Annotated in this window: 22 protein-coding genes and 1 tRNA gene; 13 read left to right on the plus strand and 10 right to left on the minus strand. The window is 62.5% G+C overall.

Features of this window, described 5'->3' with window-relative positions:
- Positions 1–13 precede the first annotated feature (13 nt).
- From clpP to H143_RS0116160, 4 genes are all read right to left on the minus strand, one after another.
- The gene (clpP, locus tag H143_RS0116145; RefSeq protein WP_019939303.1) at positions 14–688 is read right to left on the minus strand and encodes an ATP-dependent Clp endopeptidase proteolytic subunit ClpP; all 675 of its coding nucleotides are present in this window, start codon (positions 686–688) and stop codon (positions 14–16) included.
- A 4-nt stretch (positions 689–692) separates the two neighbouring features.
- A complete protein-coding gene (gene tig / locus H143_RS0116150) occupies positions 693–2,003 on the minus strand; it encodes a trigger factor (RefSeq protein ID WP_019939304.1) in 1,311 nt (436 codons plus the stop codon).
- 165 nt (positions 2,004–2,168) lie between these two features.
- Complete coding sequence (locus H143_RS0116155; RefSeq protein WP_019939305.1) at positions 2,169–2,372, minus strand: cold-shock protein; 204 nt, start codon at positions 2,370–2,372, stop codon at positions 2,169–2,171.
- 162 nt (positions 2,373–2,534) lie between these two features.
- Complete coding sequence (locus tag H143_RS0116160; protein ID WP_019939306.1) at positions 2,535–2,855, minus strand: hypothetical protein; 321 nt, start codon at positions 2,853–2,855, stop codon at positions 2,535–2,537.
- Positions 2,856–2,997: 142 nt separating this feature from the next.
- On the opposite strand from H143_RS0116160, the gene H143_RS21705 reads away from it, so the two are divergent.
- The gene (locus H143_RS21705; protein ID WP_196801322.1) at positions 2,998–5,271 is read left to right on the plus strand and encodes an EAL domain-containing protein; all 2,274 of its coding nucleotides are present in this window, start codon (positions 2,998–3,000) and stop codon (positions 5,269–5,271) included.
- Positions 5,272–5,311: 40 nt separating this feature from the next.
- Here H143_RS21705 and H143_RS20925 read toward each other — a convergent pair whose 3' ends face one another.
- Both H143_RS20925 and H143_RS0116175 read right to left on the minus strand, forming a co-directional pair.
- Positions 5,312–6,523 carry an EAL and HDOD domain-containing protein gene (locus H143_RS20925; protein ID WP_019939308.1) on the minus strand — a complete coding sequence of 404 codons (1,212 nt, stop codon included), beginning with the start codon at positions 6,521–6,523 and terminating at the stop codon, positions 5,312–5,314.
- Positions 6,524–6,556: 33 nt separating this feature from the next.
- Positions 6,557–6,643, minus strand: a tRNA-Leu gene (locus tag H143_RS0116175).
- Between the two features lie 46 nt (positions 6,644–6,689).
- On the opposite strand from H143_RS0116175, the gene dapC reads away from it, so the two are divergent.
- From dapC to H143_RS0116230, 11 genes are all read left to right on the plus strand, one after another.
- A complete protein-coding gene (dapC, locus tag H143_RS0116180) occupies positions 6,690–7,880 on the plus strand; it encodes a succinyldiaminopimelate transaminase (RefSeq protein ID WP_019939309.1) in 1,191 nt (396 codons plus the stop codon).
- 58 nt (positions 7,881–7,938) lie between these two features.
- Positions 7,939–8,760, plus strand: a complete 822-nt coding sequence (dapD, locus tag H143_RS0116185) for a 2,3,4,5-tetrahydropyridine-2,6-dicarboxylate N-succinyltransferase (protein ID WP_019939310.1) — start codon at positions 7,939–7,941, stop codon at positions 8,758–8,760.
- Positions 8,761–8,857: 97 nt separating this feature from the next.
- Positions 8,858–9,991 (plus strand): succinyl-diaminopimelate desuccinylase, encoded by a 1,134-nt coding sequence (gene dapE, locus H143_RS0116190; RefSeq protein ID WP_019939311.1) that lies wholly within the window; start codon positions 8,858–8,860, stop codon positions 9,989–9,991.
- Position 9,992: 1 nt separating this feature from the next.
- Positions 9,993–10,895, plus strand: a complete 903-nt coding sequence (gene prmB / locus H143_RS0116195) for a 50S ribosomal protein L3 N(5)-glutamine methyltransferase (RefSeq protein ID WP_019939312.1) — start codon at positions 9,993–9,995, stop codon at positions 10,893–10,895.
- A complete protein-coding gene (locus tag H143_RS0116200; protein ID WP_026350153.1) occupies positions 10,892–12,835 on the plus strand; it encodes an ABC-F family ATP-binding cassette domain-containing protein in 1,944 nt (647 codons plus the stop codon). Before prmB ends, H143_RS0116200 begins: the two co-directional genes overlap by 4 nt.
- A gap of 216 nt (positions 12,836–13,051) precedes the next feature.
- A complete protein-coding gene (locus H143_RS0116205; protein WP_019939314.1) occupies positions 13,052–14,311 on the plus strand; it encodes an ABC transporter substrate-binding protein in 1,260 nt (419 codons plus the stop codon).
- A 122-nt stretch (positions 14,312–14,433) separates the two neighbouring features.
- Positions 14,434–15,306 (plus strand): branched-chain amino acid ABC transporter permease, encoded by an 873-nt coding sequence (locus tag H143_RS0116210; RefSeq protein WP_019939315.1) that lies wholly within the window; start codon positions 14,434–14,436, stop codon positions 15,304–15,306.
- An 8-nt stretch (positions 15,307–15,314) separates the two neighbouring features.
- Positions 15,315–16,253, plus strand: a complete 939-nt coding sequence (locus tag H143_RS0116215) for a branched-chain amino acid ABC transporter permease (protein ID WP_019939316.1) — start codon at positions 15,315–15,317, stop codon at positions 16,251–16,253.
- Between the two features lie 67 nt (positions 16,254–16,320).
- Entirely contained in the window at positions 16,321–17,079 is a 759-nt protein-coding gene (locus H143_RS0116220) for an ABC transporter ATP-binding protein (RefSeq protein WP_019939317.1), read from the plus strand.
- Positions 17,060–17,791, plus strand: coding sequence for an ABC transporter ATP-binding protein (locus H143_RS0116225; protein ID WP_019939318.1), 732 nt, complete (start codon positions 17,060–17,062; stop codon positions 17,789–17,791). The genes H143_RS0116220 and H143_RS0116225 overlap by 20 nt, the downstream gene beginning before the upstream one ends.
- A gap of 5 nt (positions 17,792–17,796) precedes the next feature.
- Positions 17,797–18,255, plus strand: a complete 459-nt coding sequence (locus H143_RS0116230) for a GNAT family N-acetyltransferase (RefSeq protein ID WP_019939319.1) — start codon at positions 17,797–17,799, stop codon at positions 18,253–18,255.
- 47 nt (positions 18,256–18,302) lie between these two features.
- Here the strand turns inward: H143_RS0116230 and H143_RS0116235 are convergent, their stop codons facing one another.
- Complete coding sequence (locus H143_RS0116235) at positions 18,303–20,624, minus strand: UvrD-helicase domain-containing protein (RefSeq protein ID WP_026350154.1); 2,322 nt, start codon at positions 20,622–20,624, stop codon at positions 18,303–18,305.
- A gap of 61 nt (positions 20,625–20,685) precedes the next feature.
- A complete protein-coding gene (locus H143_RS0116240; protein ID WP_019939321.1) occupies positions 20,686–21,864 on the minus strand; it encodes a fatty acid desaturase in 1,179 nt (392 codons plus the stop codon).
- 130 nt (positions 21,865–21,994) lie between these two features.
- Between H143_RS0116240 and H143_RS20930 the strand changes: the two genes are divergently transcribed.
- Positions 21,995–22,435 carry a hypothetical protein gene (locus H143_RS20930; RefSeq protein WP_019939322.1) on the plus strand — a complete coding sequence of 147 codons (441 nt, stop codon included), beginning with the start codon at positions 21,995–21,997 and terminating at the stop codon, positions 22,433–22,435.
- Here H143_RS20930 and H143_RS0116250 read toward each other — a convergent pair.
- Positions 22,404–23,705, minus strand: a complete 1,302-nt coding sequence (locus tag H143_RS0116250) for an RsmB/NOP family class I SAM-dependent RNA methyltransferase (protein ID WP_026350155.1) — start codon at positions 23,703–23,705, stop codon at positions 22,404–22,406. The two genes, H143_RS20930 and H143_RS0116250, sit on opposite strands and share 32 nt — an antisense overlap.
- 143 nt (positions 23,706–23,848) lie before the next feature.
- Positions 23,849–24,448 carry a phosphoribosylglycinamide formyltransferase gene (gene purN, locus H143_RS0116255; protein ID WP_231378570.1) on the minus strand — a complete coding sequence of 200 codons (600 nt, stop codon included), beginning with the start codon at positions 24,446–24,448 and terminating at the stop codon, positions 23,849–23,851.
- Positions 24,449–24,573: the final 125 nt, after the last annotated feature.

A 24,573-nucleotide genomic window follows, 5' to 3' on the forward strand; every position in this document is an offset into this window, starting at 1 on the left:
TAACGTACCTCGATTACGCGTCGGATGTGTCCGCGCGGGACTTCAGCATCTTGTCGACGAGTCCGTAAGATACCGCATCTTCGGCCGACATGAAGTTGTCGCGCTCGGTATCCAGAGCGATGCGTTCGACAGGCTGGCCGGTGTTTTCGGCCAGGATGAGGTTGAGCCGCTCGCGCAGGTCCAGGATCTCGCGAGCCTGAATCTGGATGTCGGTGGCCTGCCCCTGCGCGCCGCCCGAAGGCTGATGAATCATGATGCGAGAATTGGGCAAGGTATAGCGCTTGCCCTTCTTGCCCGCCGCGAGGAGGAATGCACCCATACTGGCCGCCAGCCCGGTGCACAGGGTGGACACGTCCGGCCTGACGAACTGCATGGTGTCGTAGATGGCCATGCCCGCATAGACCGACCCGCCGGGCGAATTGATGTACAAGGAAATTTCCTTGTCGGGGTTTTCCGATTCCAGGAACAGCAACTGGGCGACCACCAGGTTGGCGCTGGCGTCGTTGATCGGGCCGACCAGGAAGATCACCCGCTCGCGCAAGAGGCGCGAATAGATGTCATAGGCACGCTCGCCGCGCCCGGACTGCTCGATGACCATGGGTATATAGCCCAGGCCGGTCGGCGTCTCGGTCTTGGAGAGCGAGGCCCCGCCATACATGCTGGCATAGAAATCGGTAAAACGCTGCATAGTGTTAAGCCATTCCCATCAGTTGATCGAAAGGCACCGCTTCATCGGTAACCTTGGCCTTGCTCAGGACGTGCTCGACGACATTGTCTTCCAACACGATGGCCTCGATTTCAGCACGGCGCTGACGATCGCTCAGGTAATAGCTGACGACCTGGGCGGGTTGTTCGTAGTTCTGCGCAAAGGCTTCGATTTTGGCGCGGACCTGCTCGGGCTTGGCTTGCAGTTGCGCTTGCTTGACCAGTTCCGATACCAGCAGGCCCAGACGCACGCGACGCGCGGACTCGTCGGCGAAGACTTCGGGCGGGATGGGCATGGTGTCGGCATTGGGAACGCCGCGCTGCTTGAGATCTTCGCGGGCCGCGGCGACACGGCTTTCGACATCGGAATCGACCAGGGCGCGAGGCACCTCGAACTTGGCGGCTTCGACCAGCGCATCCATGACGCTATTCTTGGTGCGGGCATCGGCGCGGCTTTTGGCTTCGCGTTCGATGTTCGAGCGGATATCTGCGCGTAGCTTGTCGATATTGCCGTCGGCCTCGCCCAATTGCTTGGCGAATTCGGCGTCGACAACCGGCAGCACGCCTTCGGCGACCTCACGGACAGTGATGGTGAATTCAGCGGTTTTTCCAGCCACGTCCTTGCCCTGATAGTCGTCGGGGAACTTGAGCGGAAAAACCTTGGTTTCGCCCGCCGTCAGTCCTTGCGCAGCAGCCTCGAACTCGGGCAGCATGCGCCCCTGGCCCAGCACGAAAGGAAAGCTCTCCGCCTTGCCGCCTTCGAAGGGTATGCCGTCGATCGTGCCGGCGAAATCAAGCGTGACGCGGTCGCCGTCGGCTGCCGCGCGGCCCTCTCGGGCCTCGTAGACAGCGCGCTGCTTGCGCAGCACGTCGATGGTCTTGTCGACCTCGGCGTCGGAGATTTCGCTGGCGCTGCGGGTAACCGACAAGGTCGCCAGATCAGGGACGGCCACTTCCGGATAGACTTCGAAGGTCGCGGTGAAGGCCAGGGTGTTTTCATCCACGCCCTCGGTCTTGGGCTCGACACTGGGAGCGCCGGCCACACGCAGCTTGGCCCCGTCGACAGCCTGCTCGAACGCGCGTCCGACCTGGCTGTTGATCACGTCGTAGCGAATGCCAGGCCCATGGCTGCGTTCGAGCATGGCCATGGGAGCCTTGCCGGGACGAAAGCCCTGGACCTTGACAGTGCGGGCCACACGCTTGAGCTGTTCCTGCACTTCTTTTTCGACAGCGGCCAGGGAAACGGCCAGATCGATGCGGCGCTCCAGGCTGGAGAGAGTTTGAACCACAGGCTGCATTACAAAGACCTATTTGCGAAAAGATGGAAGAGACCGCCGGAAAACACAGCGGCGAAACGAAGTATTTTACCGGAAACGCGAACGCCGTCCCGACGGCCAGGGGAACGCAGCGCCAATATGAAAAAAGCCCCTTGCGGGGCTTTTCAGGTTAGCGCCAGGAACTGCTTACAGCGCCTGGATCTTGGTGGCCTGGGGACCCTTGGGACCCATCGCGGTCACGAAGCTGACGCGCTGATTTTCTTCGAGGGTCTTGAAGCCCTGCGATTGAATTTCGGAGAAGTGAGCGAACAGATCCTTACCGCCCGATTCGGGGGTGATGAAGCCATAGCCTTTTTCCGCGTTAAACCACTTGACGACGCCGGTTTCCATACTGAATTTCCTAAACGATTGCTGATAGAGGGCTTGCGCCCGAAACCACGGATCTAGCAATGAGGGAACCAGTAAACGGCCGCCGCTAGGCTGGCACTGTACGAACTCAAGACCCCAATCCGCAGGGGACGGATAGTAGCATGCAATTTATGACAAAAACAATCAATCATCCACCGGCAGGCCCAAGAGGTCGAGCGCAGCGTTGTAACAGTCTTCGTCGGAACAGAAAAAAACCACCACATCGCCCGGGTTGACGTTGTCGAGCATGTCGTCGATCTGGCTCTGGGCCTGGTCGAACGCATCGACCAGCGCGGCGTGGATTTCGGCCCCGGCCTCCACCAGCGCCTCAGGCACGATGCGCGGGATGATTTCCAGGTCCGGCTCGCCCGCCACGACATACACCGTAAGCGGCTGACCGTCTATCACCGTGGACAGGCCCATGCCGTTCTCGAACGTGGAAAGCCGGGTACTGAGGATGTTCATGTGCGTGAGTAAAAAAATAATTTTTGAAATTGTAGCCTCATGCCTTTGGGGCCCAGTGCCGCCGCAAGGGCGGCTTGCGTTTTACAATTCGACACCCAAGCTCATCGCGCTGACCCGCTTCGGTTGGATCAAGCAGAAAACCATGGCTCGCACCAGAACCTCCCTGCTGAAGAAACCAGCTTTGTTCCTGCTTGCCGGCATCTGCATCACCCTGGTCACCACCGGCGTAGTCGCGATCGCGCTCTACCAAATGCGGCTGGACGCGATGGCCCAGGCGCGCGACGTGGCGAACAACCTGGCTATTTCTCTGGAAAAGGAAACCGAACGCACGCTGGACATCTACCAAATAGCGCTGCGCAACGTATTGACGAGCCTGGAGACACCCAGCCCGGAGCTGCCCATCGAAACGCGCCAGCTCCTGGCTTTCAACTCCGCCGGCGCCATTTCGGATCTGGGCGTGATCATCGCGACGGATGCTTCCGGCAGGGTCGTGCTGGACTCGCGATCGATGCAGCCGTCCAGCATGGATATCAGCCAGCGCGATTACTTTCAGGTCCAGCGGCAAAGCCCGGATGTCGGCCTGTACTTCAGCAAACCCTTCATGCCGATAACAAAATCCGATTACGCGTCCATCGCGATGAGCCGGCGTCTTGCCGGAGCCAGCGGCCGCTTCGAGGGCGTGGTCGCAGGCACACTAAGCATGAAATATTTCCATAATTTGTTCAACGGTTCGATACTGGGTGATCACGGCGTCTTGACCCTGATGCGCACGGACGGGATCGTATTGATGCGGCGGCCTTACAAGCCGGAGGATGTCGGCCGTTCGCTGGCCGAAGGCAGCGCCTTCCCGTCCCTGGTGGACTCGGATCACGGCAGCTTTGTGCATCGTTCTTCGGCGGACGGCACGCGGCGCCTGTACAGCTTCAGACGTATCGGGCACTACCCGATGGTCGTGGTGGTCGGATTGGGGGTGCAGGACATTTATGCGGGATGGCGCAAGCGCGCGGCGGCCATCGGCAGCGTCACTGCCGTTCTGGACATCTTCACCATCATGTTGTGCCTAATGTTCAGTGCCCAGCTGCAACGCAGGCTGGCCATGGAGCGACAGCTGCAGAAACTCGCATGGTTCGATACATTGACCGGCCTGCCCAATCGCAGGCAAGTCAACAGGCTGGCCCGCCGCATTCTGGCCGAGGCCAGGCGGCATTCCTCGCATTTCGCGGTCTTGTTCATCGACCTGGATCGTTTCAAGCGCATCAATGACACACAGGGGCACGGCATCGGCGACCAGGTGCTAAGCGAAGTCGCGCAACGGCTGCGCAATTGCGTTCGCGACGAGGATGCGATCGGCCGCCTGGGCGGCGATGAATTCGTGGCCTTGCTCAAGCATTGCGACGTGCACAAGGCCGCTCACGTCTCCGACGGCATTCTCGCGGCCATGCAACAGCCCATTGCCGTCAACACGGGGCGCGGCGTCAACATCGCACTGGGGGTGAGCGTAGGCATCGCACTATATCCGGACGACGGGCAGAGCGTCGATGTACTTTTGCGCAATGCGGACATGGCGATGTACCGGGCCAAGAGTTCCGGACGCAACCAGATGCATTTCTACGCCGCAGAATACGCGCACGAAGCCAGGGAGCATATCGAGTTGGAAATCGCGCTGCAGCATGCCTTGCGCGCGGGGACCCTGCAAATGGCCTACCAGCCCAAGATCGGGGCATGGGGGACATTGCACGGCGCCGAAGCCCTGGTGCGCTGGCGCGACGAAAGCCTGGGCATCGTGGCGCCGGAGCGCTTTGTCGCCATCGCGCAAGAAAGCGGCCTGATCGCGGAACTGGACACATGGGTCCTGTGCCAGGCCTGCAGCCAGCTGGCCGCCTGGCGAGCCGAGGGCGTGAACATCCCGAGTATCTCCGTCAACGTCTGCTCCGCGGACTTCAAACGGGCCGATTACGCCGAATTCATTGCCCGCACGCTGCAGGACCATGGCCTGCGTTCCTCCGACCTGATCCTGGAAATGACCGAGCGCGTGATGCTCGAGGCCTCGACCGACGACATCCTCAGGTCGCTAGACGCGGTGCATGCCTTGGGCGTCACCCTGTCCATCGACGACTTCGGAACAGGCTACTCCTCGTTGAGCCATCTGCATTGCTTTCCCGTCCAGGAGCTGAAGATAGACAAGAGCTTCGTACAGGATATCGGGATCAGCAGCATGGCCGAGTCCTTGGCGCAAACCGTCATGAACATCGGCAACGCGCTCAAGCTCACCATCGTGGCGGAAGGCGTGGAAACGCAGGCGCAGCGCGATTTCCTTAGCCGCCACGGTTGCCTGATCTATCAGGGATACCTGTATTCACCGCCGTTGGCGCCACGCGATTTCGCACAATGGGCCAAGGCCCGCGTGATCGACTGAAAAGATGACGCCGGCCTACCGGCGGCCGGTCAGACAAGGCTCACAGATAGAGGCCGTCGAGCGACAGCCGCGAATCGCAGCCGGGAAACAGCGCATGCAATGTCTCGTGGGCCGGAAACTCGCCGCGCTCGACACACTCGGCGACTTGCAGCAGCGAACCGAGCCAGCCGCGGCGGCCGAGTATGGCCTGGCGGATCGCCGAGTTCACGGAAATGCTGGCAATGAAGCTTTCGGAATCCATGCCCTGCGGAATGTGCGCGAGCGACAACAGCGCGGAAAGATAGGCCTCTTGCTGCAGGCGTTCGTCCTCGGGGGCGACCCTGCGTGCCAGGCGCTCCATGAAGTCCGCGCGGTGCATGACCATCTGCGCAAGCGGATCCACCTTGTTCTCGGAGTCGGAGCCGTACAGCATGAAACAGCACCAGCGGGCCAATTGCTTGAGTCCGACCAGCACGAGCGCCTGCCGGATCGAAGCGATCTCGGATACGCGCGTACGCCAAAGGGTGCTGCTGTTGGCCAGGCGCAACATCTGCACCGTCAGGGAGGGCGCGGTCTTAAGCGCACGCTCGATTTCGTCCATGTCCGCCTCGTGCAAGACAAGATCGAGCACGCCCAGCAACGCCGCGGAATTCACAGGTGGGGCACTGCCTCTGACCAGCTGCGGCCGAGTGAAATAGAAGCCTTGAAACAGATCGCAGCCGATTTCCATCGCCCGTTCGTAGTCTTCGCGCGTCTCGACCTTCTCGGCCAACACCTTGACGCCCACCGCATGCGAGGCGGCCGTGATCTGAGCCACCACCTGCGGCCCGACAAAGGGCCAATCGATCTTGATCAGATCGACGTAGGACAGGAAAGCCTGGATTTGCGGCGTGAGTTCCCGCACATCGTCCAGCGCGATGCGAAAACCGCTTTCCCGCAGCGCGCGGCAGCGCTGCGCGAGCGCCTCGTCCAGCTCGGTATTTTCGAGGACCTCCAGCACCATCTGCTGCGCCGGCAGGATGTCGACAATATCCGAAACCAGGAATTCGCTGGAACAGTTCAGAAAGCCGTCATCCTCGCCCAGCACATTATCGACGCCGATCAGGCCAAGCATGTTCTGCACGACGGTCAGCGTGCAAGCAAAATCGTCGTCAACCTCGGCCACGTCCAGGTGGCGGCCGCGAAACAGCAATTCATGGCCCACGCAGATACCTAGCCGATTCACGATCGACTGTCGGGCAAGAAGAACCTCGGCGTTTTCTTCAACGGTCATCTACTGGCCTGTTTTGAAGCTGCCACGGATTTATGGTGCGAGGGAGGGGACTCGAACCCCTACACCTTTTACGGCGTCAGGACCTAAACCTGGTGCGTCTACCAATTTCGCCACCCTCGCAAAGGCCAAGCCCAACATTGTAGCTTGCTTGTTAAAATCCCGCCCCATGAATTCCCGACTGGATCTCCTGCACCCCTACCCCTTCCAGAAACTGCGCGCCCTGCTGGGCACGGCCGGCACGCCGCCGCAGGATCTCGCGCCCATCAATATGTCGATCGGCGAGCCGCGGCATGCTGCGCCCGAGTGCGTGCTGAGCGCGCTGCGCGACAATCTGCAAGGCCTGTCCATCTACCCGGCCACCCAGGGTGACGTCGCGCTGCGCCAGACTATTGCGCAATGGCTGGCGCGCCGCTACGGCATTCCGGCCCCCGACCCCGATACGCAGGTGCTGCCGGTTCTGGGTTCGCGCGAGGCGCTGTTCGCCTTCGCACAGGTGGTACTGGACCCGGCCAGCGGCGGCAAGGTGGTATGCCCCAACCCCTTCTACCAGATCTACGAAGGCGCCACGCTTCTGGCCGGAGGCGAGCCTTACTATATCAACGCCGACCCGGCCCGCAATTTCGGCTGCGACTGGCAGGGCGTGCCCGAGGCCGTATGGCGCGAGACGAAGCTGGTGTTCGTCTGTTCGCCAGGCAACCCGGCGGGCAATGTCATGTCGCTCCAGGACTGGCGCCAGCTGTTCGAGCTTTCCGAGCGCCACGGTTTCACGATCGCCTCGGACGAGTGCTACGCCGAGATCTACCTGGACGAGGCGACCCCGCCCCTGGGCGCTCTGCAGGCGGCGCATGAGCTTGGCCGCGACTATGCCCGTCTGATGGTGTTCTCCAGCCTGTCCAAGCGCTCCAACGTGCCCGGCCTGCGCTCGGGCTTCGTGGCGGGCGATGCCGCGCTCATCGCGCCCTTTCTGCGCTACCGCACCTATCACGGCAGCGCCATGAGCGCGGTGGTATCGGCCGCCAGCATCGCCGCCTGGTCCGACGAAGCCCATGTGCGCGACAATCGCCGCCAGTACCGCGAGAAGTTCGACGCCGTGCTGCCCCTGTTGCAGCCCGTGATGGACGTGCAGGCACCGCAGGCCTCGTTCTACCTGTGGGCCCGCGTGCCCGGCTCCGATGCCGAATTCGCCGCCGGGCTGTATGCGGCGACCGGCGTGACGGCCCTGCCCGGCAGCTTCCTGGCCCGCGAGGCCGGTGGCGTCAATCCCGGACAGGGCCGGCTGCGGCTGGCCTTGGTGGCCGAACCCGAGCAATGCAGGCTGGCAGCCGAACGTATTGCCCGATATACCGCGGCGCTTTGATTTCCGGCAGTTCTAACCCCGTTCAATTCCATTCAACTCCAATCGAGTCAACAAAACCATGACCCTTGATCTACAAACCGCCATCGACGGCGCCTGGGAAAACCGCGCCTTCCTGACGCCCACCGATGCACCTTCGGCGATCCGCGAGGCTGTCGAACATACGCTGGACGCGCTGGACAGCGGCCGCCTGCGCGTGGCCGAAAAGATCAATGGCCAATGGATCACGCACCAATGGATCAAGAAGGCGGTGCTGCTGTCCTTTCGTCTGCAGGAAAACACGCTGATGGGGCAGTCGCCCCAGGTCTACTGGGACAAGGTGCCTCTGAAGTTCGACGGCTACGGCGAGAACGCCTTCAAGGCCGGAGGCTACCGGGTTGTGCCGCCCGCCGTGGCGCGCCGCGGCTGCTACATCGCCAAGAATGTGGTGATGATGCCCTCCTACGTCAATATCGGCGCCTACGTCGACGAAGGCACCATGGTCGACACCTGGGTCACCGTCGCTTCGTGTGCGCAAATCGGCAAGAACGTGCACCTGTCGGGTGGCGTGGGTATCGGCGGCGTGCTCGAGCCGCTACAGGCCAACCCCACCATCATCGAAGACAACTGCTTCATCGGTGCCCGCTCGGAAGTGGTCGAAGGCGTGATCGTCGAGGAGAATTCCGTGCTGGCCATGGGTGTTTTCATCTCGCAAAGCACCAAGATATACGACCGCGCGACCGGCAAGGTCACCTACGGCCGTGTGCCCTCCGGCTCGGTGGTAGTGCCCGGCTCGCTGCCTGCGGCCGACGGCTCGCACAGCCTGGCCTGCGCCGTAATCGTCAAGCGCGTGGATGCCCAGACCCGCGCCAAGACCAGCATCAACGAACTGCTGCGGGCTTGAATGCCCCCGGCTCGCACCACGTGTCCTGCCCCCCCCTCAAGGGGGTATTCATGTCGCTCGCCCTGGGGCGGACTGGCTGCTCGCTCTGGAAGCACTGATGACTGACGTACTTAACTTGGTCCGCGACCTCATTGCCCGTCCTTCGGTCACGCCCGACGATCTGGACTGCCAGCGCCTGATCGCCCAACGCCTGGCGCCCATGGGCTTTGTATGCGAGACCATCGTTCGCGGCGGAGTTACCAACCTGTGGGCGCGACGCGGCGACAGCGGCCCGCTGCTCGTGTTCGCCGGCCACACCGACGTGGTTCCGCCCGGTCCGCGCGAGAAATGGGACAGCGATCCTTTCGCGCCGACCGAGCGCGACGGCTATCTATATGGCCGTGGCGCGGCCGACATGAAAAGTTCGATCGCCGCGTTCATCGTAGCCTGCGAAGAATTCACGGCGGCCCATCCCCGGAATGAGGGTTCCATCGCCTTGCTGCTGACATCCGATGAGGAAGGCCCGGCCGTGGACGGTACCGTGATCGTTTGCGACGAGCTCAAGCGCCGCGGCGTGCAGTTGGACTATTGCATCGTGGGCGAGCCGACCTCGGGCGAAAAACTGGGCGACACCTGCAAGAACGGCCGCCGCGGTTCGCTGTCGGGCCGCCTCACCGTCAAGGGCGTGCAGGGCCATGTGGCCTATCCGCACCTGGCGCGCAACCCCATCCATCTGCTGGCCCCGGCGCTGGCCGAGCTCGTCTGCCAGCAGTGGGATCAAGGCAATGAATACTTTCCCCCCACGACTTTCCAGGTTTCCAACCTGAATTCGGGCACGGGCGCCACCAATGTGGTGGCGGGCGAGGCCGTAGCGCTTTTCAATTTCCGCTTTGCCACGTCCAGCACACCGCAGGAACTAAAGGACCGCGTGCATGCCATACTGGACAAGCACGGCCTGGAATATGAGTTGGCCTGGGAGCAAGGCGGCGAGCCCTTCCTCACGCCGCGCGGCACGCTGACCGATGCTTTGACGCGCGCGATCGCGCAGGAAACCGGGGTGTCGGCCGAACTCTCGACCACCGGGGGCACTTCCGACGGGCGCTTCATCGCCAAGATCTGCCCGCAGGTGATCGAGTTCGGCCCAGGCAATGCCACCATCCACAAGATCAACGAGCGCATCCTGCTCGACGATCTTGTGCCGCTCAAGAACATTTACCGCCGCACGCTGGAAAACCTGCTGCTGAAGGATTGACGTGGTTTCCATTGAAGAAAGCCGCAGCGCACTGCGGACAGTGCGCGACCTGGTGCGCTACGGCGTATCGCGCCTGAACACCGAGCGGGTGGCCCTGGGCCACGGCTCGGACAATGCCTGGGACGAGGCGGTCTATCTGGTGCTGCACGCGCTGCATCTGCCGCTGGATACGCTCGATCCTTTTCTGGATGCGCGCGTGCTCGACGGCGAACGCGCGGCGGTGCTGGATCTGATCGACAGGCGCGTGACAGGACGCGTACCGGCGGCCTATCTCACCAACGAGGCTTGGCTGCGCGGGCACCGCTTCTATGTGGACCAGCGCGTCATCGTTCCGCGCTCGCCCATTGCCGAATTGCTCGATCAAGGCCTCGCGCCCTGGGTGGCAGACCCCGATGGCGTCGAGTACGTGCTGGACATGTGCACCGGCTCGGGCTGCCTGGCCATTCTCGCAGCGCTGGCCTTTCCCAATACCCATGTCGATGCGGTCGATCTCTCATCTGATGCGCTGGAAGTGGCTCGGCGCAACGTGAACGACTACGACCTGCAGGATCGGGTGACCTTGCATCAAAGCGATCTGTTCGACGCCCTGCCTTCGCGGGCCTATGACGTGATTGTCTGCAATCCGCCGTATGTGAACCGAACTTCCATGGACGCACTGCCGCCCGAGTATCGCCACGAGCCCGAATTGGCCTTGCGCGGCGGAGAGGACGGCATGGACCTGGTGCGGCGCATTCTCGAGGCTGCGCCGCGCCACCTGGCGCAGCATGGCGTGCTGATACTGGAAATCGGCCACGAGTACGAGAACTTCGTCGCGGCCTTCCCGCATCTCGAACCCATGTGGCTGGAAACTGCGGGTACGTCCGACCAGATCCTGCTGCTCACGCGGGAACAGCTAGTCTCGTGATACGCGCATCGGGATTGACTCTGCGCCGCGGCACCAAGGTGCTGCTCGAGGGCGCCGACTTCGTGGTGCACCCCGGCGAACGGGTAGGTATCGTAGGCAAGAACGGCGCGGGCAAATCCACGCTCTTTGCCTTGCTGCATCGCGACATCGACGCCGACGCCGGCTCGCTTGACCTACCCGCGGGCTGGCGCATCGCCAGCGTGCAGCAGGAAATCGCCGCGGACGAACGGCCCGCCCGCGAATTTGTCATCGACGGCGATACCCAACTACGCGATTTGCAGGCGCGGCGCTCGGCCTTGACCGACAATCAAGGCACGCAGATTGCCGAACTGGAAGGCGAACTGGCCGACGCCGGTGCCTGGGACGCGGCATCGCGCGCCGAACAGTTGCTGGCCGGCCTGGGCTTTAAGCCCGGCGAATGGATGAACCCCGTGGCGAGTTTCTCGGGCGGCTGGCGCATGCGCCTGGCCCTGGCGCGCGCATTGATGGCGCCCTCCGACCTGCTGCTGCTGGACGAGCCGACCAACCACCTGGACCTGGACGCCATGCTGTGGCTGGAAAAGTGGCTGGTCGCCTATCCCGGCACCGTGCTGCTGATCTCGCACGACACGGAGTTCCTCGACGCGGTAGCGCGCGCCATACTGCACTTCGACCACGGCAAGCTCAACCGCTACAAGGGCGGCTACGACGACTTCATCACGCAGCGCGCCGAACGTCTGCGCCAAGTCAGCATTGCGCACGAACGCCAGGCCCGCGAGACGGCCCGGCTGCAGGGCTTCATCGACCGCTTCAAGGCCAAGGCCTCCAAGGCAAAGCAGGCGCAAAGCCGCGTCAAGGCCCTGGCCCGCATGCAGACCCTGGCGCCGCTGCATGCCGAAGCGGGCATCGACATCCGCATTCCCTCGCCCGAGAACATGCCCGATCCTTTGCTGGTGATGGAGCATATGGACGCAGGCTATGACACCCCCATCCTGCGCGACGTGACGCTGATGGTGCGCGGCGGCAGCCGCGTGGGCGTGCTGGGCGTGAACGGCGCGGGCAAGAGCACGCTGATCAAAACTCTGGCCCAAGAACTCGCACCGCTGGGCGGCGAGCGCCGCGCCTCGCGCGGGTTGGCCGTTGGCTACTTTCACCAGCACCAACTCGACATGCTGGATCTGGACGCAACGCCGCTGCTGCATCTGGCGCGCCTGGCACCCGACGTGCGCGAACAGGAGCTGCGCAATTATCTGGGCGGCTTCGGTTTTTCGGGGGAGACAGTGCTGAGCAAGGTCGGCCCCATGTCGGGCGGTGAGAAGGCCCGCCTGGCCTTGTCGCTCATCGTCTGGCAAAAACCCAACCTGCTGCTGCTGGACGAGCCCAGCAACCACTTAGACGTGGAAACGCGCGAAGCCCTGGCTGCGGCCCTGGCCGAGTTCTCCGGCAGCATGCTGCTGGTCTCTCACGACCGGCACTTGTTGCGCACGACGGTCGACAGCTTCTGGATCGTGGCCGACGGCCGTGTGCAGGAGTTCGAAGGCGACCTGGAGGACTACCGCGAATGGCTCGCCGCACGCAATACCGCACAGAAAGCGGCGGAGCGGTCCGAAGCGGCTACGGCCAAAACCGCAGCATCCGCTACTTCGGTTGGAGCGGATAATATCCCCGCGGTAGACCGTAAGACGCAAAAACGCCTGGAAGCCGAGGAGCGTCAACGCTTGGCCGCCTTGCGCAAGCCGCTGGAAAAACGCCTGGCGAAGGTCGAGTCCGACATGGAGAAAACCCGCTTGCGTCTGGCCGAACTGGATGCGCTGATTGCGGACCCGGATTTCTACGCCGACGAATCGCACCGCGCTCAGCGCAAGCAGGTCATGACCGAGCACGGGGAACTGAGCAAGCGAGCGGGCGAACTGGACGAAGAATGGCTGATGGTCCAGGAAGAGCTCGAAGCACTGGTCTGACCACTTATACCGGCAGATCGAGGGGAAAGCGCGGCAGTTTCCGCTTTTCCGGGTTGACATTGCATAGGCTTCGGAGCAACTTAAATGAGGTTTCAAACAGGAGATTGTATTTTCTCGATTTCTTCTGTTTTTCCAAGGTAGTGCGCCGTCAAGATTTGTTCAGCAAGCACTGACAGACGCGGCGCACGCTGGCACGTCACAACGGAGGAGCTTCTAATGAACGATCAAGGCAGTCCGAAGGGAATCAGCCGCCGCACCATCCTGAAAATGGCGGCGACGACGGGAGCGGCAGCAGTGGTATCGCCGCGCATCGTCATGGCAGCCGGCGAACAACCCGTGAAGTTCGGCATCGACAACCCGCTGACGGGTACTTATGCGATCACGGGCAGGAACGAGTTGCACGGCATGGAACTTGCCGTCGCGGAGATCAACGCCAAGGGGGGCATCCTGGGCCGCCCCGTCCAGTTAATCGTCGAAGACTCCACCAGTGGCGATGCCGGCGTGGCCGTGCAGAAGGCGCACAAGCTCATCGACCGGGACAAGGTCGATTTTCTCATTGGCAACGTGAACTCAGGCCTGTCCGAAGCCATTTCCCAGGTGGCCTTCGCAAAGAACGTATTCATGATGGACCCGGGCGGGCACGCCGACCCCATCACCGGCACGGAATGCCACTGGAACGTATTCCAGACATGTCCGTCCACCACACTGCTGGTCAATGCGATCGCGCCGAATCTGATCAAGAACTTCGGCAAGAAGTTCTATTTTCTCGTTCCCGACTATGCGTTCGGCCATGGCCTGCTGGACGCCTACAACGCGAACCTGAAGAAATACGGCGCCACCAACGTCGGTGCCGACCTGATTCCCTTGGGCACCGCCGACTACTCCTCCTATCTCATCAAGGCGCAGTCGGCCAGCCCTGACGTGATCGTCATCCTGCAGAACGGCGACGACCAGACCAACGTGCTCAAGCAAACTGTGCAGTTCGGGCTAGACAAACGTTTTCACATCGCCGGCGCGAACATCGAACTTGAAACACTTGAAGCGCTGCCAGCCAATGCGCGCATCGGCAGCTGGGTGATCGAGTGGTACTGGAACCAACCCGGCGTACCGCATGTGAAGGAATTCACCGAAGCCATCAAGAAAAAGACTGGCCGAGTTCCGACCGCGCGCACCTGGTTCGGCCACACTTCGATCCATGCCTGCGCACTGGCGGCCAATAAGGCCAAATCGCTCGAAGCAGTGAAGATGGCCCGGGCGCTGGACGGACTCGTGCTTCCGCCGGAGGTTGCCCTGCAGCCGGGCCAAGCCGTCTATCGGGCCAATCAACACTTGCTCATCGGTACGCTGTGGGCCGGCCATGCCCAGGCCAAGGGCAGCGGCGAAGACGATCTGTTCCATATCGACAACACTATCGACAGCAAGACCATCGCTCCGACCGTCGAGGAAACCGGCTGCAAGATGGTCTGGCCGTCCTGACGGCTTGCGCCATCGGGAAACCGGGCCATCCGCGCACTTGTCGCCGATGGCCCGACTCGGATCTCCCCATGCGCGGCACGTCGTGTGGGAGACGCTTCCTGTTGCTCTAATGGAGGAATGGCGTGACCCAGCTGGTCCTTTTCAACATATTCAACGGACTGGTCATTGGCGCGTTCTATGCGCTCATGGCTTTGGGCCTGTCCCTGATCATCAATCTGACGAATGTCATCAACTTCGCCCATGGAGGATTTCTCGCGCTGGGCGCCTATTTCGCATATACGCTCGACCCCTACATCGGGTTCTGGGGCGCGCTGATCGTCTCGCCCTTTCTTGCAGCCATGGTAGGCCTGCTCGTCGAGCGCGTGCTCATACGTCCCATGTACAACCGCGATCCCTTGTACAGCCTGCTGCTCACCTTCGGCCTTGCCTACGTTCTGCAGGATTCGGTGCGCTTCATATGGGGCGCGCAAGGCCTGCCCCTGAAGACGCCCGACATCCTGAACTCGCCGCTCAGCCCTACTCTGTTCTTCCTGACGGGCTATCGGATCTTCATGGTGGCCCTGGTCGCCGTGGCGGTGGCGGTATTGTTCTACGTCTTGAAGAAAACCCGCGTGGGCATGCGCATCCGCGCCGGAACCCTCGACCTTGAAATGGTGTCCGCGTTGGGCGTGGACGTGCGCATTCTGCGCAATCTCAATTTTGGACTGGGCATCTTCTTCGCAGGGCTGGCCGGCGTACTGGCCGCCGGCATGCTGGGGTTGACTCCCACCATCGGCGAAGGGTTGATTATGCCCAGCTTCGTGGCGGTCATCGTGGGCGGCCTGGGCAGCTTGGTCGGCACGCTATTCGGCGGTTTGCTGATCGGCGTGGCGGCGGGCGTCGTCACGGTATTCTACCCGTCCGCATCCGAAGCTTCCATCTACGTAATCATGGCCATCGTGCTGCTGTTCCGGCCGTATGGTCTGTTTGGCGAAAAGGGCGGGACGAAACTGTGAGTTACTGCATGCATATACGGAAAAACGCCCAGTGGGTGCTGTGGCTCGTGCTGCTGACCATGCCCTACTGGATCACACCGATGGGCGGATATACGGATCTCGCTACGCGCCTGCTGGTCATAGGATTGGCCGCCCTGGCGACTAATCTGCTGATCGGGCATACGGGCGTGATGTCGTTTGGCCATGCCGCCTATTTTGGCCTGGGCGCCTACGCCACGGGCTTGACCCTAAAGTACCTGCTGCCAAGCACTCCCGTGGCCCTGCTCGTGGGCATCTTGGTCGGCACGCTGGGGGGCATGCTTATCGGCTACCTGATCGTCAGGCTGAGAGGAATCTACTTCGCCCTGGCTACCATCGCCTTCGGGCAGGTGTTCTATTTCATTGCCTTTCGATGGAACTCGGTCACCGGCGGGGATAATGGCCTGAGGGGCTTCCAACGCCTGCCCATGGATCTGGGCTTCATGAAACTCGATATCCCGTCCAGCCTGGTTTTTTACTATGTCGTGCTGGCCATCCTGGCTGTCTGCGCGTTTGCCATGGCCACGATCCTGCGCTCGCCTTTCGGTCACACGCTGCAGGCCATACGCGAAAACGAGCGCCGCGCGCAGTTTCTGAGCATTCCGGTCAACCGCCATATTTGGATCGCCTACACGATTTCGTGTTTTTTCGTATCAATCGCGGGCTCGCTTTACGCCCTGCTCAACAATTTCGCCAGCCCCCACGATTTGTACTGGACGCAATCGGGCGACTTCGTCCTGATGGCCGTCATCGGAGGCATGCGTTCTTTCTGGGGCCCTCTGCTCGGAGCTACCATCTTCGTGGTGGCGCAGGACTATCTCTCGGGCATCACCGAGGACTGGATGTTCTTCATCGGACTGATTTTCGTGCTGGTCGTGCTGCTGCTTCCCCGCGGCATTGCGGGTTTGTTCCAAAGGAGAGCGTCATGAGCGCGCCGGGCCGCCTCAAGCACTCATCCCCGCTCGTGGGAACTGCCCGCAGCGCCAAGGGGGGCATATGAGCCTGCTCGAAGTCCAAGGCGTTTCCCAGCATTTCGGCCAGCTCGTGGCGGTAAACGATGTCTCGCTCACAGTCGAGCCCGGCGAACTGCATGCGATCATCGGTCCCAACGGCGCGGGCAAGACCACGTTCTTCAACATGATCAGCGGCTTCTACCGGCCCACAAAAGGGCGCATCGTATTCGATGGTGCCGATGTCACGGACGTGCCGCCGCAAAACCGCGTGGCAATGGGCATGGCCAGGACCTTCCAGATCACCGAGGTCTTTCGCGAATTGAGCGTGCGCGAAAACCTGCGTGTTGCCGTCGAGGTGACACAAGGTCTGAGGCTCAGGCTTTTCCGTTCCCGCGAGCAGACACGCCAGACGCAGGAGCGCGTCGACGAGCTACTCGACATGAGCGGCTTGACCGAAAAGGCGGACCGGCAGGTCGGCGAACTGTCGCACGGCGACCAGCGCTCGACGGAAATCATGATGGCGCTTGCCTTGAAACCCAAGCTGCTGCTGCTTGATGAACCGGCGGCAGGCATGGGCAACCAGGAAACCTACGATACGGCCCTGTTGATACGCCGGCTGCATCGCTCGCAGAAGCTGACCATCGTCTTGGTCGAACACGACATGCGCGTCATTTTCAACCTGGCCGATCGCATTACCGTATTGACCGAAGGCGAAGTCCTGGAGCGCGGCACACCGGACGAAATCGCAGCCAGCGAGAAAGTACAAGTCGCCTATCTGGGGGATGCACGTGAAGGCGCTTGAGATACATCAGCTCAACACCTACTACGGCAAGAGCCATATCCTGCACGGCATCGATCTGGAGGTGAGAGAGGGCGAACTGGTGACGCTGCTGGGCCGCAACGGGGCGGGCAAGTCCACCACGCTGCGCAGCATCATGGGGCTGACGCCGGCGCGCGCCGGCCACGTCAAGATATTCGGCACGGACTCCACCCATCTGCCGCCGTTTCGCATCGCCGGCCTGGGCGTTGGCTTGGTGCCCGAGGGGCGCCGCGTCTTCGCCAACCTGACCGTCGACGAAAACCTCAAGGTACCGGTGGATCGTCCCGGACCGTGGAATATCGCCCGCGTATACGAAGCTTTTCCGCGGCTTGCCGAGCGCAAGGGACACAAGGGCGGACAGCTGTCAGGCGGCGAACAGGAAATGCTGTCCATAGCGCGCGTCCTGCTGCTCAACCCCAAGCTGCTGATGCTCGACGAGCCGTCGCAGGGGCTGGCGCCGCTGATCGTGCAGCACGTCTTTGACATCATTGTCGCTGCGCGCAACGAGGGCACCGCGGTGCTGCTGATCGAACAGAACGTGCGCGCTGCAATCCGGGTTGCAGATCGCGCCTACGTACTGGACCGGGGGGCGATCACGTATAGCGGGGTCGCCGCGGAATTCGGCCAGGACGAAAAACGTGTGCAGGAACTGGCGGGCGCCAGCGCCCAGAAATGGGAATTCCCCGACGATTGATCGCCATGGACATACGAGCACTCGACATAGACGACCTCGATCTTGTCTGCCGCCATCGCGAAGACATGTTTCGCGATGCGGGCAGGAGCGATGATGTGCTTGTGCCCATGACCGAGCATTTCCGCGCATGGGTCAGGCCGCGCTTGCTGGACGGCTCGTATTTCGGCTATGCCATGCTGGAGGACGGTGTGCCTGTTGCCGGAATCGGCCTGATGCTGATCGACTGGCCGCCGCACCCTGCGCACCCGACGCAGGACAAACGCGGCTATGTCCTGAACGTCTTTGTCGAGCCCGCGCACAGAAAGCGCGGGTTGGCCCGCGAACTGATGCGCCTGGCCGAGGCGGAGTTCGCCCGGCGCGGCGTCGGCTATCTAATCCTGCACGCGACGGCCAAGGGCCGGCCGCTATACCAGGGCCAGGGTTGGGCGGGCACGACCGAAATGGCCAAGGCCGCGCCGCGATAAAGATGCACGGTGCCGTTGCGGCGCATCGTGCGCAATGCGCCGAATTGTCAGGTAATCAGTTCGAGTTTGGCGATCCCCAGTGCAAGGGTCTTGGCTCCCGCATCCCGAAACTGGATCTGCGCCTGGGCATCCTGCCCTGCCCCGCTCAACCCGATGATGATGCCGTCGCCGAACCGCGCATGGCGCACGCCCTGGCCGATGCGATAGTGCGCATCGCCCACCTGCACGCCGCTGGACACGCCGCGCGGCGCGCGAGGCGCGACGGCGCTGGCATGCGCTCGACCGAAGGCGTCTGCGCGCCAACTTCCCGGCGATGCCGATGCGCCACGGCGGTTGCCGTTGAAATCGTCGCCCCACGATCCGCCTCGGACCAGGCCGGCCTTGGGCGTGATCCACTTCAGGTGCTGTTCGGGAATTTCATCGAGAAAGCGCGAACGCATGGCATAGCGCGTCTGGCCGTGCAGCATGCGGCTTTGCGCCAGGGTCAGGTACAACCGTTCGCGCGCCCGGGTAATAGCCACGTACATCAGACGGCGCTCCTCCTCCAACCCGGCTTGTTCGAGGATGCTGTTTTCGTGCGGAAACAAACCTTCTTCCAGGCCGGTTATGAAGACCGCGTCGAATTCCAGGCCCTTGGCCGCATGCACCGTCATCAACTGCACGGCGTCCTGCCCGGCCTCTGCCTGATTGTCGCCGGCTTCGAGCGCGGCGTGCGACAGGAAGGCATCCAGCGGGTTCAAGCCCACCGCGACCACGCCGTCGGCGTCGATAGCAGGAAAGGGGGTGTCCGTGTCGCCGCTCGCGGCAGGCGCTATGCCAGCCGGCAAGCCGTCATAATTTTCTTCGTTGGCGAACACCGCTGCGGCGGTGATGAGTTCGTTGAGGTTTTCCAGCCGCTCGGCGCCCTCGCGCTCAGTCTTGTAATGCGCAGCCAGGCCGCTGCCATCGAGCATGTGCTCGACCAGTTCGGGCAGAGGCAGCTCGCGCGTTTCCTGGGCCAGGCGGGCTACGAGCTGGGCAAACTGCGCGAGATTGGAACCGCCCTTGCCCGGCACCATGGCCACCGCGCCGTGCAGGCTGGTGCCGTGCGCGCGGGCGGCGTCGGCCAGTTGCTCCAGCGTGCGCGCACCGATGCCGCGCGCGGGAAAGTTGACCACTCGCATCCATGAAGTGTCGTCGTTCGGATTGGACATCAGGCGCAAATAGGCCAGCGCATGCTTGATCTCCTGTCTTTCGAAAAAGCGCAGGCCGCCATAAACCTTGTAGGGAATGGCGGCTGAAAACAGGTTGTGTTCCAGAACGCGCGACTGCGCATTGCTGCGATAGAGCACGGCGATCTCTCGACGCGCACGCCCCTCGGCCACCAGGGCACGCACTTCGTCGACCAGCCATTGCGCCTCCATGGCGTCGCTGGGCTGCTCGACGACGCGCACCTGCTCGCCCTCGCCTTGTTCTGTCCACAGATTCTTGCCCAAGCGGCCGCTGTTATGACCGATGAGCGCATTGGCCGAATCCAGGATGTGCCCGTAGGATCGGTAATTCTGTTCCAGGCGGATGACCGTGCCGCGCGCGTAGTCGCGCTCAAAGTCAGCCATATTGCCGACATGCGCACCGCGAAAGGCGTAGATAGACTGATCGTCGTCGCCCACCGCGAAGATGTTCGCCCCGCCGCCAGCCAACAGGCGCAGCCACTTGTACTGCAGAATGTTGGTGTCCTGAAATTCGTCGACCAGGATGTGGCGAAAACGGCGCTGATAATGCTCGCGCACCGGCGCGTTGCGCGACAGCAGTTCGTAGGCGCGCAAGAGCAGTTCGGCGAAATCCACCACACCCTCGCGCTGGCACTGCTCCTCGTAAAGCTGATACAGCTCCACCAGGCGTCGGCTGTGTGCATCCCAGGCTTGCATCTGGCCAGGGCGTTCACCGCCCTCCTTGGCATTATTGATGAAGCGCTGGACATCGCGCGGCGGGTATTTTTCATCGTCCACGCCGTGGGCCTTGAGTAGGCGCTTGATTGCCGACAACTGGTCGGCCGTGTCCAGGATCTGGAAAGTCTGCGGCAGCCCAGCGTCGCGATGATGCGCGCGCAGCATGCGATTGCAAAGCCCATGAAAAGTGCCTATCCACAGGCCGCGCGCATCGATCGGCAGAATGCCCGTCATGCGCGCAAGCATTTCGCGCGCCGCCTTGTTGGTAAAGGTGACGGCCAGCAGGCTGAATGGGCTGGACTGTCCGGTCTGGATGAGCCAGGCCATGCGGGTGGTCAGCACCCGTGTCTTGCCGCTGCCGGCTCCGGCCAGCACCAGGGCATGCTGCGCCTGCAGCGTGACCGCGGCCCGCTGTTCGGAATTGAGTTTGTCCAGCAAAATGGAACCCCAGAAATAATTCGGCCCCCAACCGGGGGCCGAAACCTAAAACCAGTACGGGTAATTATGCCGCGTAACGGCGCAGGCGAATGGCGAACTGCTCCAGCCCGGAAATACCGCTCTTCTGGGCGCGCTGGCACCAGGCCTGCAGATCGGCCAACAATTGTTCGCTGCTGGCACTGGAACTCTCCCAGAGACGACCCAGCTCACGGCGCATCTGAACCAGGGTGGAGAGCATGGGATGCTGGGCGATGGCGCTGTCGACCTCGGCGATCTGCTCGGGCTGCAGCACTTCTTCGTTGCGGATCAGGGAGCGGCGCAGGCGGACGCGGTCCGAGCGGCTCTGGAGCTTGGATAGCTCTTCGCGGGCAGCCTGGCGAACGATATCGGCGTAGCGGGCCATAACTTCGTAGCGGTGGGTGATCACGCCTTGCAACGTGCGCAGATCGATAGCGCGGGTACCAGGATCCAATTTGAGCTTTGGCGCGACTTTCTTGATCTTGGCCAGGCCCAAAACGCGCAGCACGCTGATGTAGCCCCAACCCACATCGATCTCGAACCACTTGGTCGAGAACTTGGCCGAAGTGCCATGCGCGTGGTGATTGTTGTGCAGTTCCTCGCCGCCGATGATGAAGCCCCACGGAAACACGTTGGTGCTGGTGTCCGGGCTGTTGAAATTGCGATAGCCCCAGTAATGACCTATGCCGTTGACCACGCCAGCAGCCCAGAAGGGAATCCAGGCCATCTGCACGGCCCACACGGTAAGACCGATGGCGCCGAACAAGGCGATGTCGATGGCCAGCATGATGAGCACGCCCATCAGGCTGTGCTTGGCGTAGAGATTGTTCTCGATCCAGTCGCTGGGCGTGCCGTGGCCGAACTTGGCAACGGTTTCCTGGTTGGCGGCCTCGACGCGATACAGATCGGCACCGCGAAACAGCACTTTCCAGATGCCGAACAACATGGGCGAATGCGGATCGCCTTCTTTTTCACACTTGGCATGGTGCTTGCGGTGAATGGCTACCCATTCCTTGGTGACCATGCCGGTGGTCATCCACAGCCAGAGCCTGAAGAAATGCATCACGGCCGGGTGCAAGTCCAGCCCCCGGTGCGCCTGGCTGCGATGCAGGAAGACCGTGACGGCAACGATGGTGATGTGGGTCATTACCAGCGTATAGATGACGACTTGCCACCAATGCGCCTGAGTCAGTCCGCCCACCAGGAAAGAAGAAATGAGATCCATAAATCTGTGGTTCCGCCTCTGTAGAGGTATACGTAAAGTATCAAAAGATATTTGGGCTAGTTTAGCCTATCCAAGGCCCCTTTTGACAGCTAAATTTCAAATACTTCCCATGCAAAATCAAGGACTAAGAATGTATGAACCGAGCCTTGCGTGTGCGCTGCTGGCCGCGACCGCCCTGGTTGGCGCCGCCCCCGCCATGGCCGAGGGCCAAATCGCGCCGCTCAAGCCCGGCCAACAGATGGTGCTGGCCAATTACTTCGAACTGAGCGGCACCGGCTGCAGTGCCTTGAGCGCGCCCATTATCACCATTACTCAGAAACCCACCCTGGGTACGCTCACCGTGGCGCGCATCCTGGGCGTGGTCAACACCAGTTCACCCCAGTGCGCCGTGCGCTCGAAGGTGCTGCCCATTTCCCAGGTGTTGTATACAGCCAACAAGCCAGGACTGGACTACATGTCGTGGTCGGTCACCTTTCAGCAACGCTGGGGTCCTCATGGCAAGTATCCCCGCATGGACTATGGCAACGCGCGGTTGAGAATCAATCCGGGTCCACCGCCCCCACATCAATAGACGGCTCGCCATCCTCGATGGTCTGCGCTTCGTTCCGGGAGGGGGCTTTCTTGCGTTCGAACACAGCGGCGAAAAAACCGTCCGTACCATGCAGATCCGGTCGCAACTGCATATAGGGGCCATCGAGCGTCAGGCCCGGCACGCGCTGGGCCAGCAAAGCCGCCGCATCCAGGCGTTCGAAGTCCGGGTGTTCAGCCAGGAAGCGTTCGGCCTGGCGGGTGTTTTCCTCTTCAAGCAGACTGCAGGTGGCATAGACCAGCCTCCCGCCGGGAGCTACGCAGCGCGCGGCGCTTTTGAGGATGCGGTGCTGCAGATCGGTCAGTCCGGCCAGGGCCGACGGATGCTGGCGCCATTTCAAATCGGGATTGCGGCGCAGCGTGCCGACACCGCTGCAAGGCGCGTCGACCAGCACGCGCTGGGCCTTGCCGGCCAGGCGCTTGACCCGCGTATCGTTCTCGCTGTCGATGACGACCGGCACGACATTGGACAGGCCGCTGCGGGCAAAGCGCGGCTTGGCACGCGCCAGCCGGCTCGCCGACACATCAAAGGCATACAACCGGCCGGTAGAACGCATCAGCGCGCCCAGCAACAGGGTCTTGCCGCCTGCGCCAGCGCAAAAATCGATGATCATCTCGCCCCGCTTGGGGCCGACCAGCAATGCCAGTAGCTGGCTGCCTTCATCCTGCACTTCCAGGCCACCATTCGCGAATTGTTCCCAGCGGTTGACCGAAGGGTGGCCCAGCACGCGGATGCCCCAGGGCGAATACATCATGGGGCCAGGTTCGAAACGCGCCGCCTGGGGTATCGCACGCAGCGTTGCCACCATCGGGTCGCGTTCGGCCTTGAGCGGATTGACCCGCAGATCCAGCGACGCGGGTTGATTGAGCGCCTGCATCAGCGCATGCGCATCCTGCATGGGCGCCAGGCGCTCCAGCAACCAATCCGGCATGCTGTAGCGCACCTCGGCCGCCAGTGTGGCCGGGTCGATGCGCAACACGTGGCTCAGCCATTCGGCCTCCTCGGGGAGCAGACCGTCTTGCAAGGCAGTCTCGCCGCGTGTGGCAGCCACTCCCAGGATGGCGAGCCGGCGCTCGGCATTCCCCACGCCCGACTCGGCCATGCGGCGGTAGCGCCGCAGATGGCGCAGCACGTCATAGACCGCCTCGGCCAGTTCGCTGCGGTCGCGTCCGCCCAGCTTGGGATTGGCGCGCAGCCAGTACGACAGCACTAGGTCGGCCGGATTCTCCCATTGCAACACTTCGCCCAGCACGCGCTGGACCTGTTCAACGCGAATGGCGGCCATCGGCAGGCGCAGGCCGGCAGGCCGAGGCGCATCGCTCTCGAAACGCGGGCCGCGGTCGGAGCGGGCTGCGGCCGGAGGGCCGGATCGCACACGCGATGCTTGGGATTTGCTCATTGTATTTCCAACATGAAAAGGCGTTGCGGGTCGCCCGCGACCTCGACCCGCTGATCCGCAGTCAACGCGACGCGGCCCTCGGCCAGCCAACGGGCTGCAGCCGGGTAAGCGGTGTGCTCGGCGCACAGCACGCGCTCGGCCAGCGTCTCGGGCGTATCGCCGGCCAGCACCGGCACGCAGCCCTGGGCGATGATGGGTCCGTGATCGAGCACCGGCGTGACGAAATGCACGGTACAGCCATGCACGCGCACTCCGGTGGCCAGCGCCTGGGCATGCGTATGCAGGCCAGGAAAGACCGGCAGAAGGGAGGGATGGATATTGACCAGGCGGCCGGCATAGCGGCTCACGAAACCGGCGGTGAGCACACGCATGAAACCGGCCAGCAATACATAGTCGGGCCGGTAGCGGTCGATCTGAGCCGCCAACGCCTGGTCGAAAGCCTCGCGGCTGGGGTAGTCCTTGTGGCTCAGGCCTTGGGCGGGGATGCCCTGCCCGCGCGCCCAGTCCAGGCCCGCTGCGTCGGGACGGCTTGAGATCACGGCGACGACTTCAGCCGGCCAGGACTCGCCGCGGCAGGCCCGGACCAGCGCCTGCATATTACTGCCGCGGCCCGAGATGAGAATGACGAAGCGGCGCGGGCGGGTGCCCGATGCGGCGGTGGTGGCGGACGAAAAATCGTCGGAATCCGGCAAGATGGGTTCCAAATTCAGAGTCGGAAAAT

Origin of the sequence: Bordetella sp. FB-8 (assembly GCF_000382185.1) — a bacterium.
Lineage (GTDB): Bacteria > Pseudomonadota > Gammaproteobacteria > Burkholderiales > Burkholderiaceae_B > Bordetella.

Coding starts and splice junctions, on each gene's coding strand:
- H143_RS21705 (WP_196801322.1), top strand. CDS start 2,998: ATGGCTCGCACCAGAACCTCCCTGCTGAAGAAACCAGCTTTGTTCCTG.
- H143_RS20930 (WP_019939322.1), top strand. CDS start 21,995: ATGTATGAACCGAGCCTTGCGTGTGCGCTGCTGGCCGCGACCGCCCTG.
- purN (WP_231378570.1), bottom strand. CDS start 24,448: ATGCAGGCGCTGGTCCGGGCCTGCCGCGGCGAGTCCTGGCCGGCTGAA.
- H143_RS20925 (WP_019939308.1), bottom strand. CDS start 6,523: ATGACCGTTGAAGAAAACGCCGAGGTTCTTCTTGCCCGACAGTCGATC.
- H143_RS0116240 (WP_019939321.1), bottom strand. CDS start 21,864: ATGGATCTCATTTCTTCTTTCCTGGTGGGCGGACTGACTCAGGCGCAT.
- H143_RS0116155 (WP_019939305.1), bottom strand. CDS start 2,372: ATGGAAACCGGCGTCGTCAAGTGGTTTAACGCGGAAAAAGGCTATGGC.
- H143_RS0116215 (WP_019939316.1), top strand. CDS start 15,315: ATGCATATACGGAAAAACGCCCAGTGGGTGCTGTGGCTCGTGCTGCTG.
- H143_RS0116230 (WP_019939319.1), top strand. CDS start 17,797: ATGGACATACGAGCACTCGACATAGACGACCTCGATCTTGTCTGCCGC.
- H143_RS0116160 (WP_019939306.1), bottom strand. CDS start 2,855: ATGAACATCCTCAGTACCCGGCTTTCCACGTTCGAGAACGGCATGGGC.
- dapC (WP_019939309.1), top strand. CDS start 6,690: ATGAATTCCCGACTGGATCTCCTGCACCCCTACCCCTTCCAGAAACTG.
- dapD (WP_019939310.1), top strand. CDS start 7,939: ATGACCCTTGATCTACAAACCGCCATCGACGGCGCCTGGGAAAACCGC.
- H143_RS0116220 (WP_019939317.1), top strand. CDS start 16,321: ATGAGCCTGCTCGAAGTCCAAGGCGTTTCCCAGCATTTCGGCCAGCTC.
- tig (WP_019939304.1), bottom strand. CDS start 2,003: ATGCAGCCTGTGGTTCAAACTCTCTCCAGCCTGGAGCGCCGCATCGAT.
- H143_RS0116225 (WP_019939318.1), top strand. CDS start 17,060: ATGCACGTGAAGGCGCTTGAGATACATCAGCTCAACACCTACTACGGC.
- H143_RS0116205 (WP_019939314.1), top strand. CDS start 13,052: ATGAACGATCAAGGCAGTCCGAAGGGAATCAGCCGCCGCACCATCCTG.
- clpP (WP_019939303.1), bottom strand. CDS start 688: ATGCAGCGTTTTACCGATTTCTATGCCAGCATGTATGGCGGGGCCTCG.
- dapE (WP_019939311.1), top strand. CDS start 8,858: ATGACTGACGTACTTAACTTGGTCCGCGACCTCATTGCCCGTCCTTCG.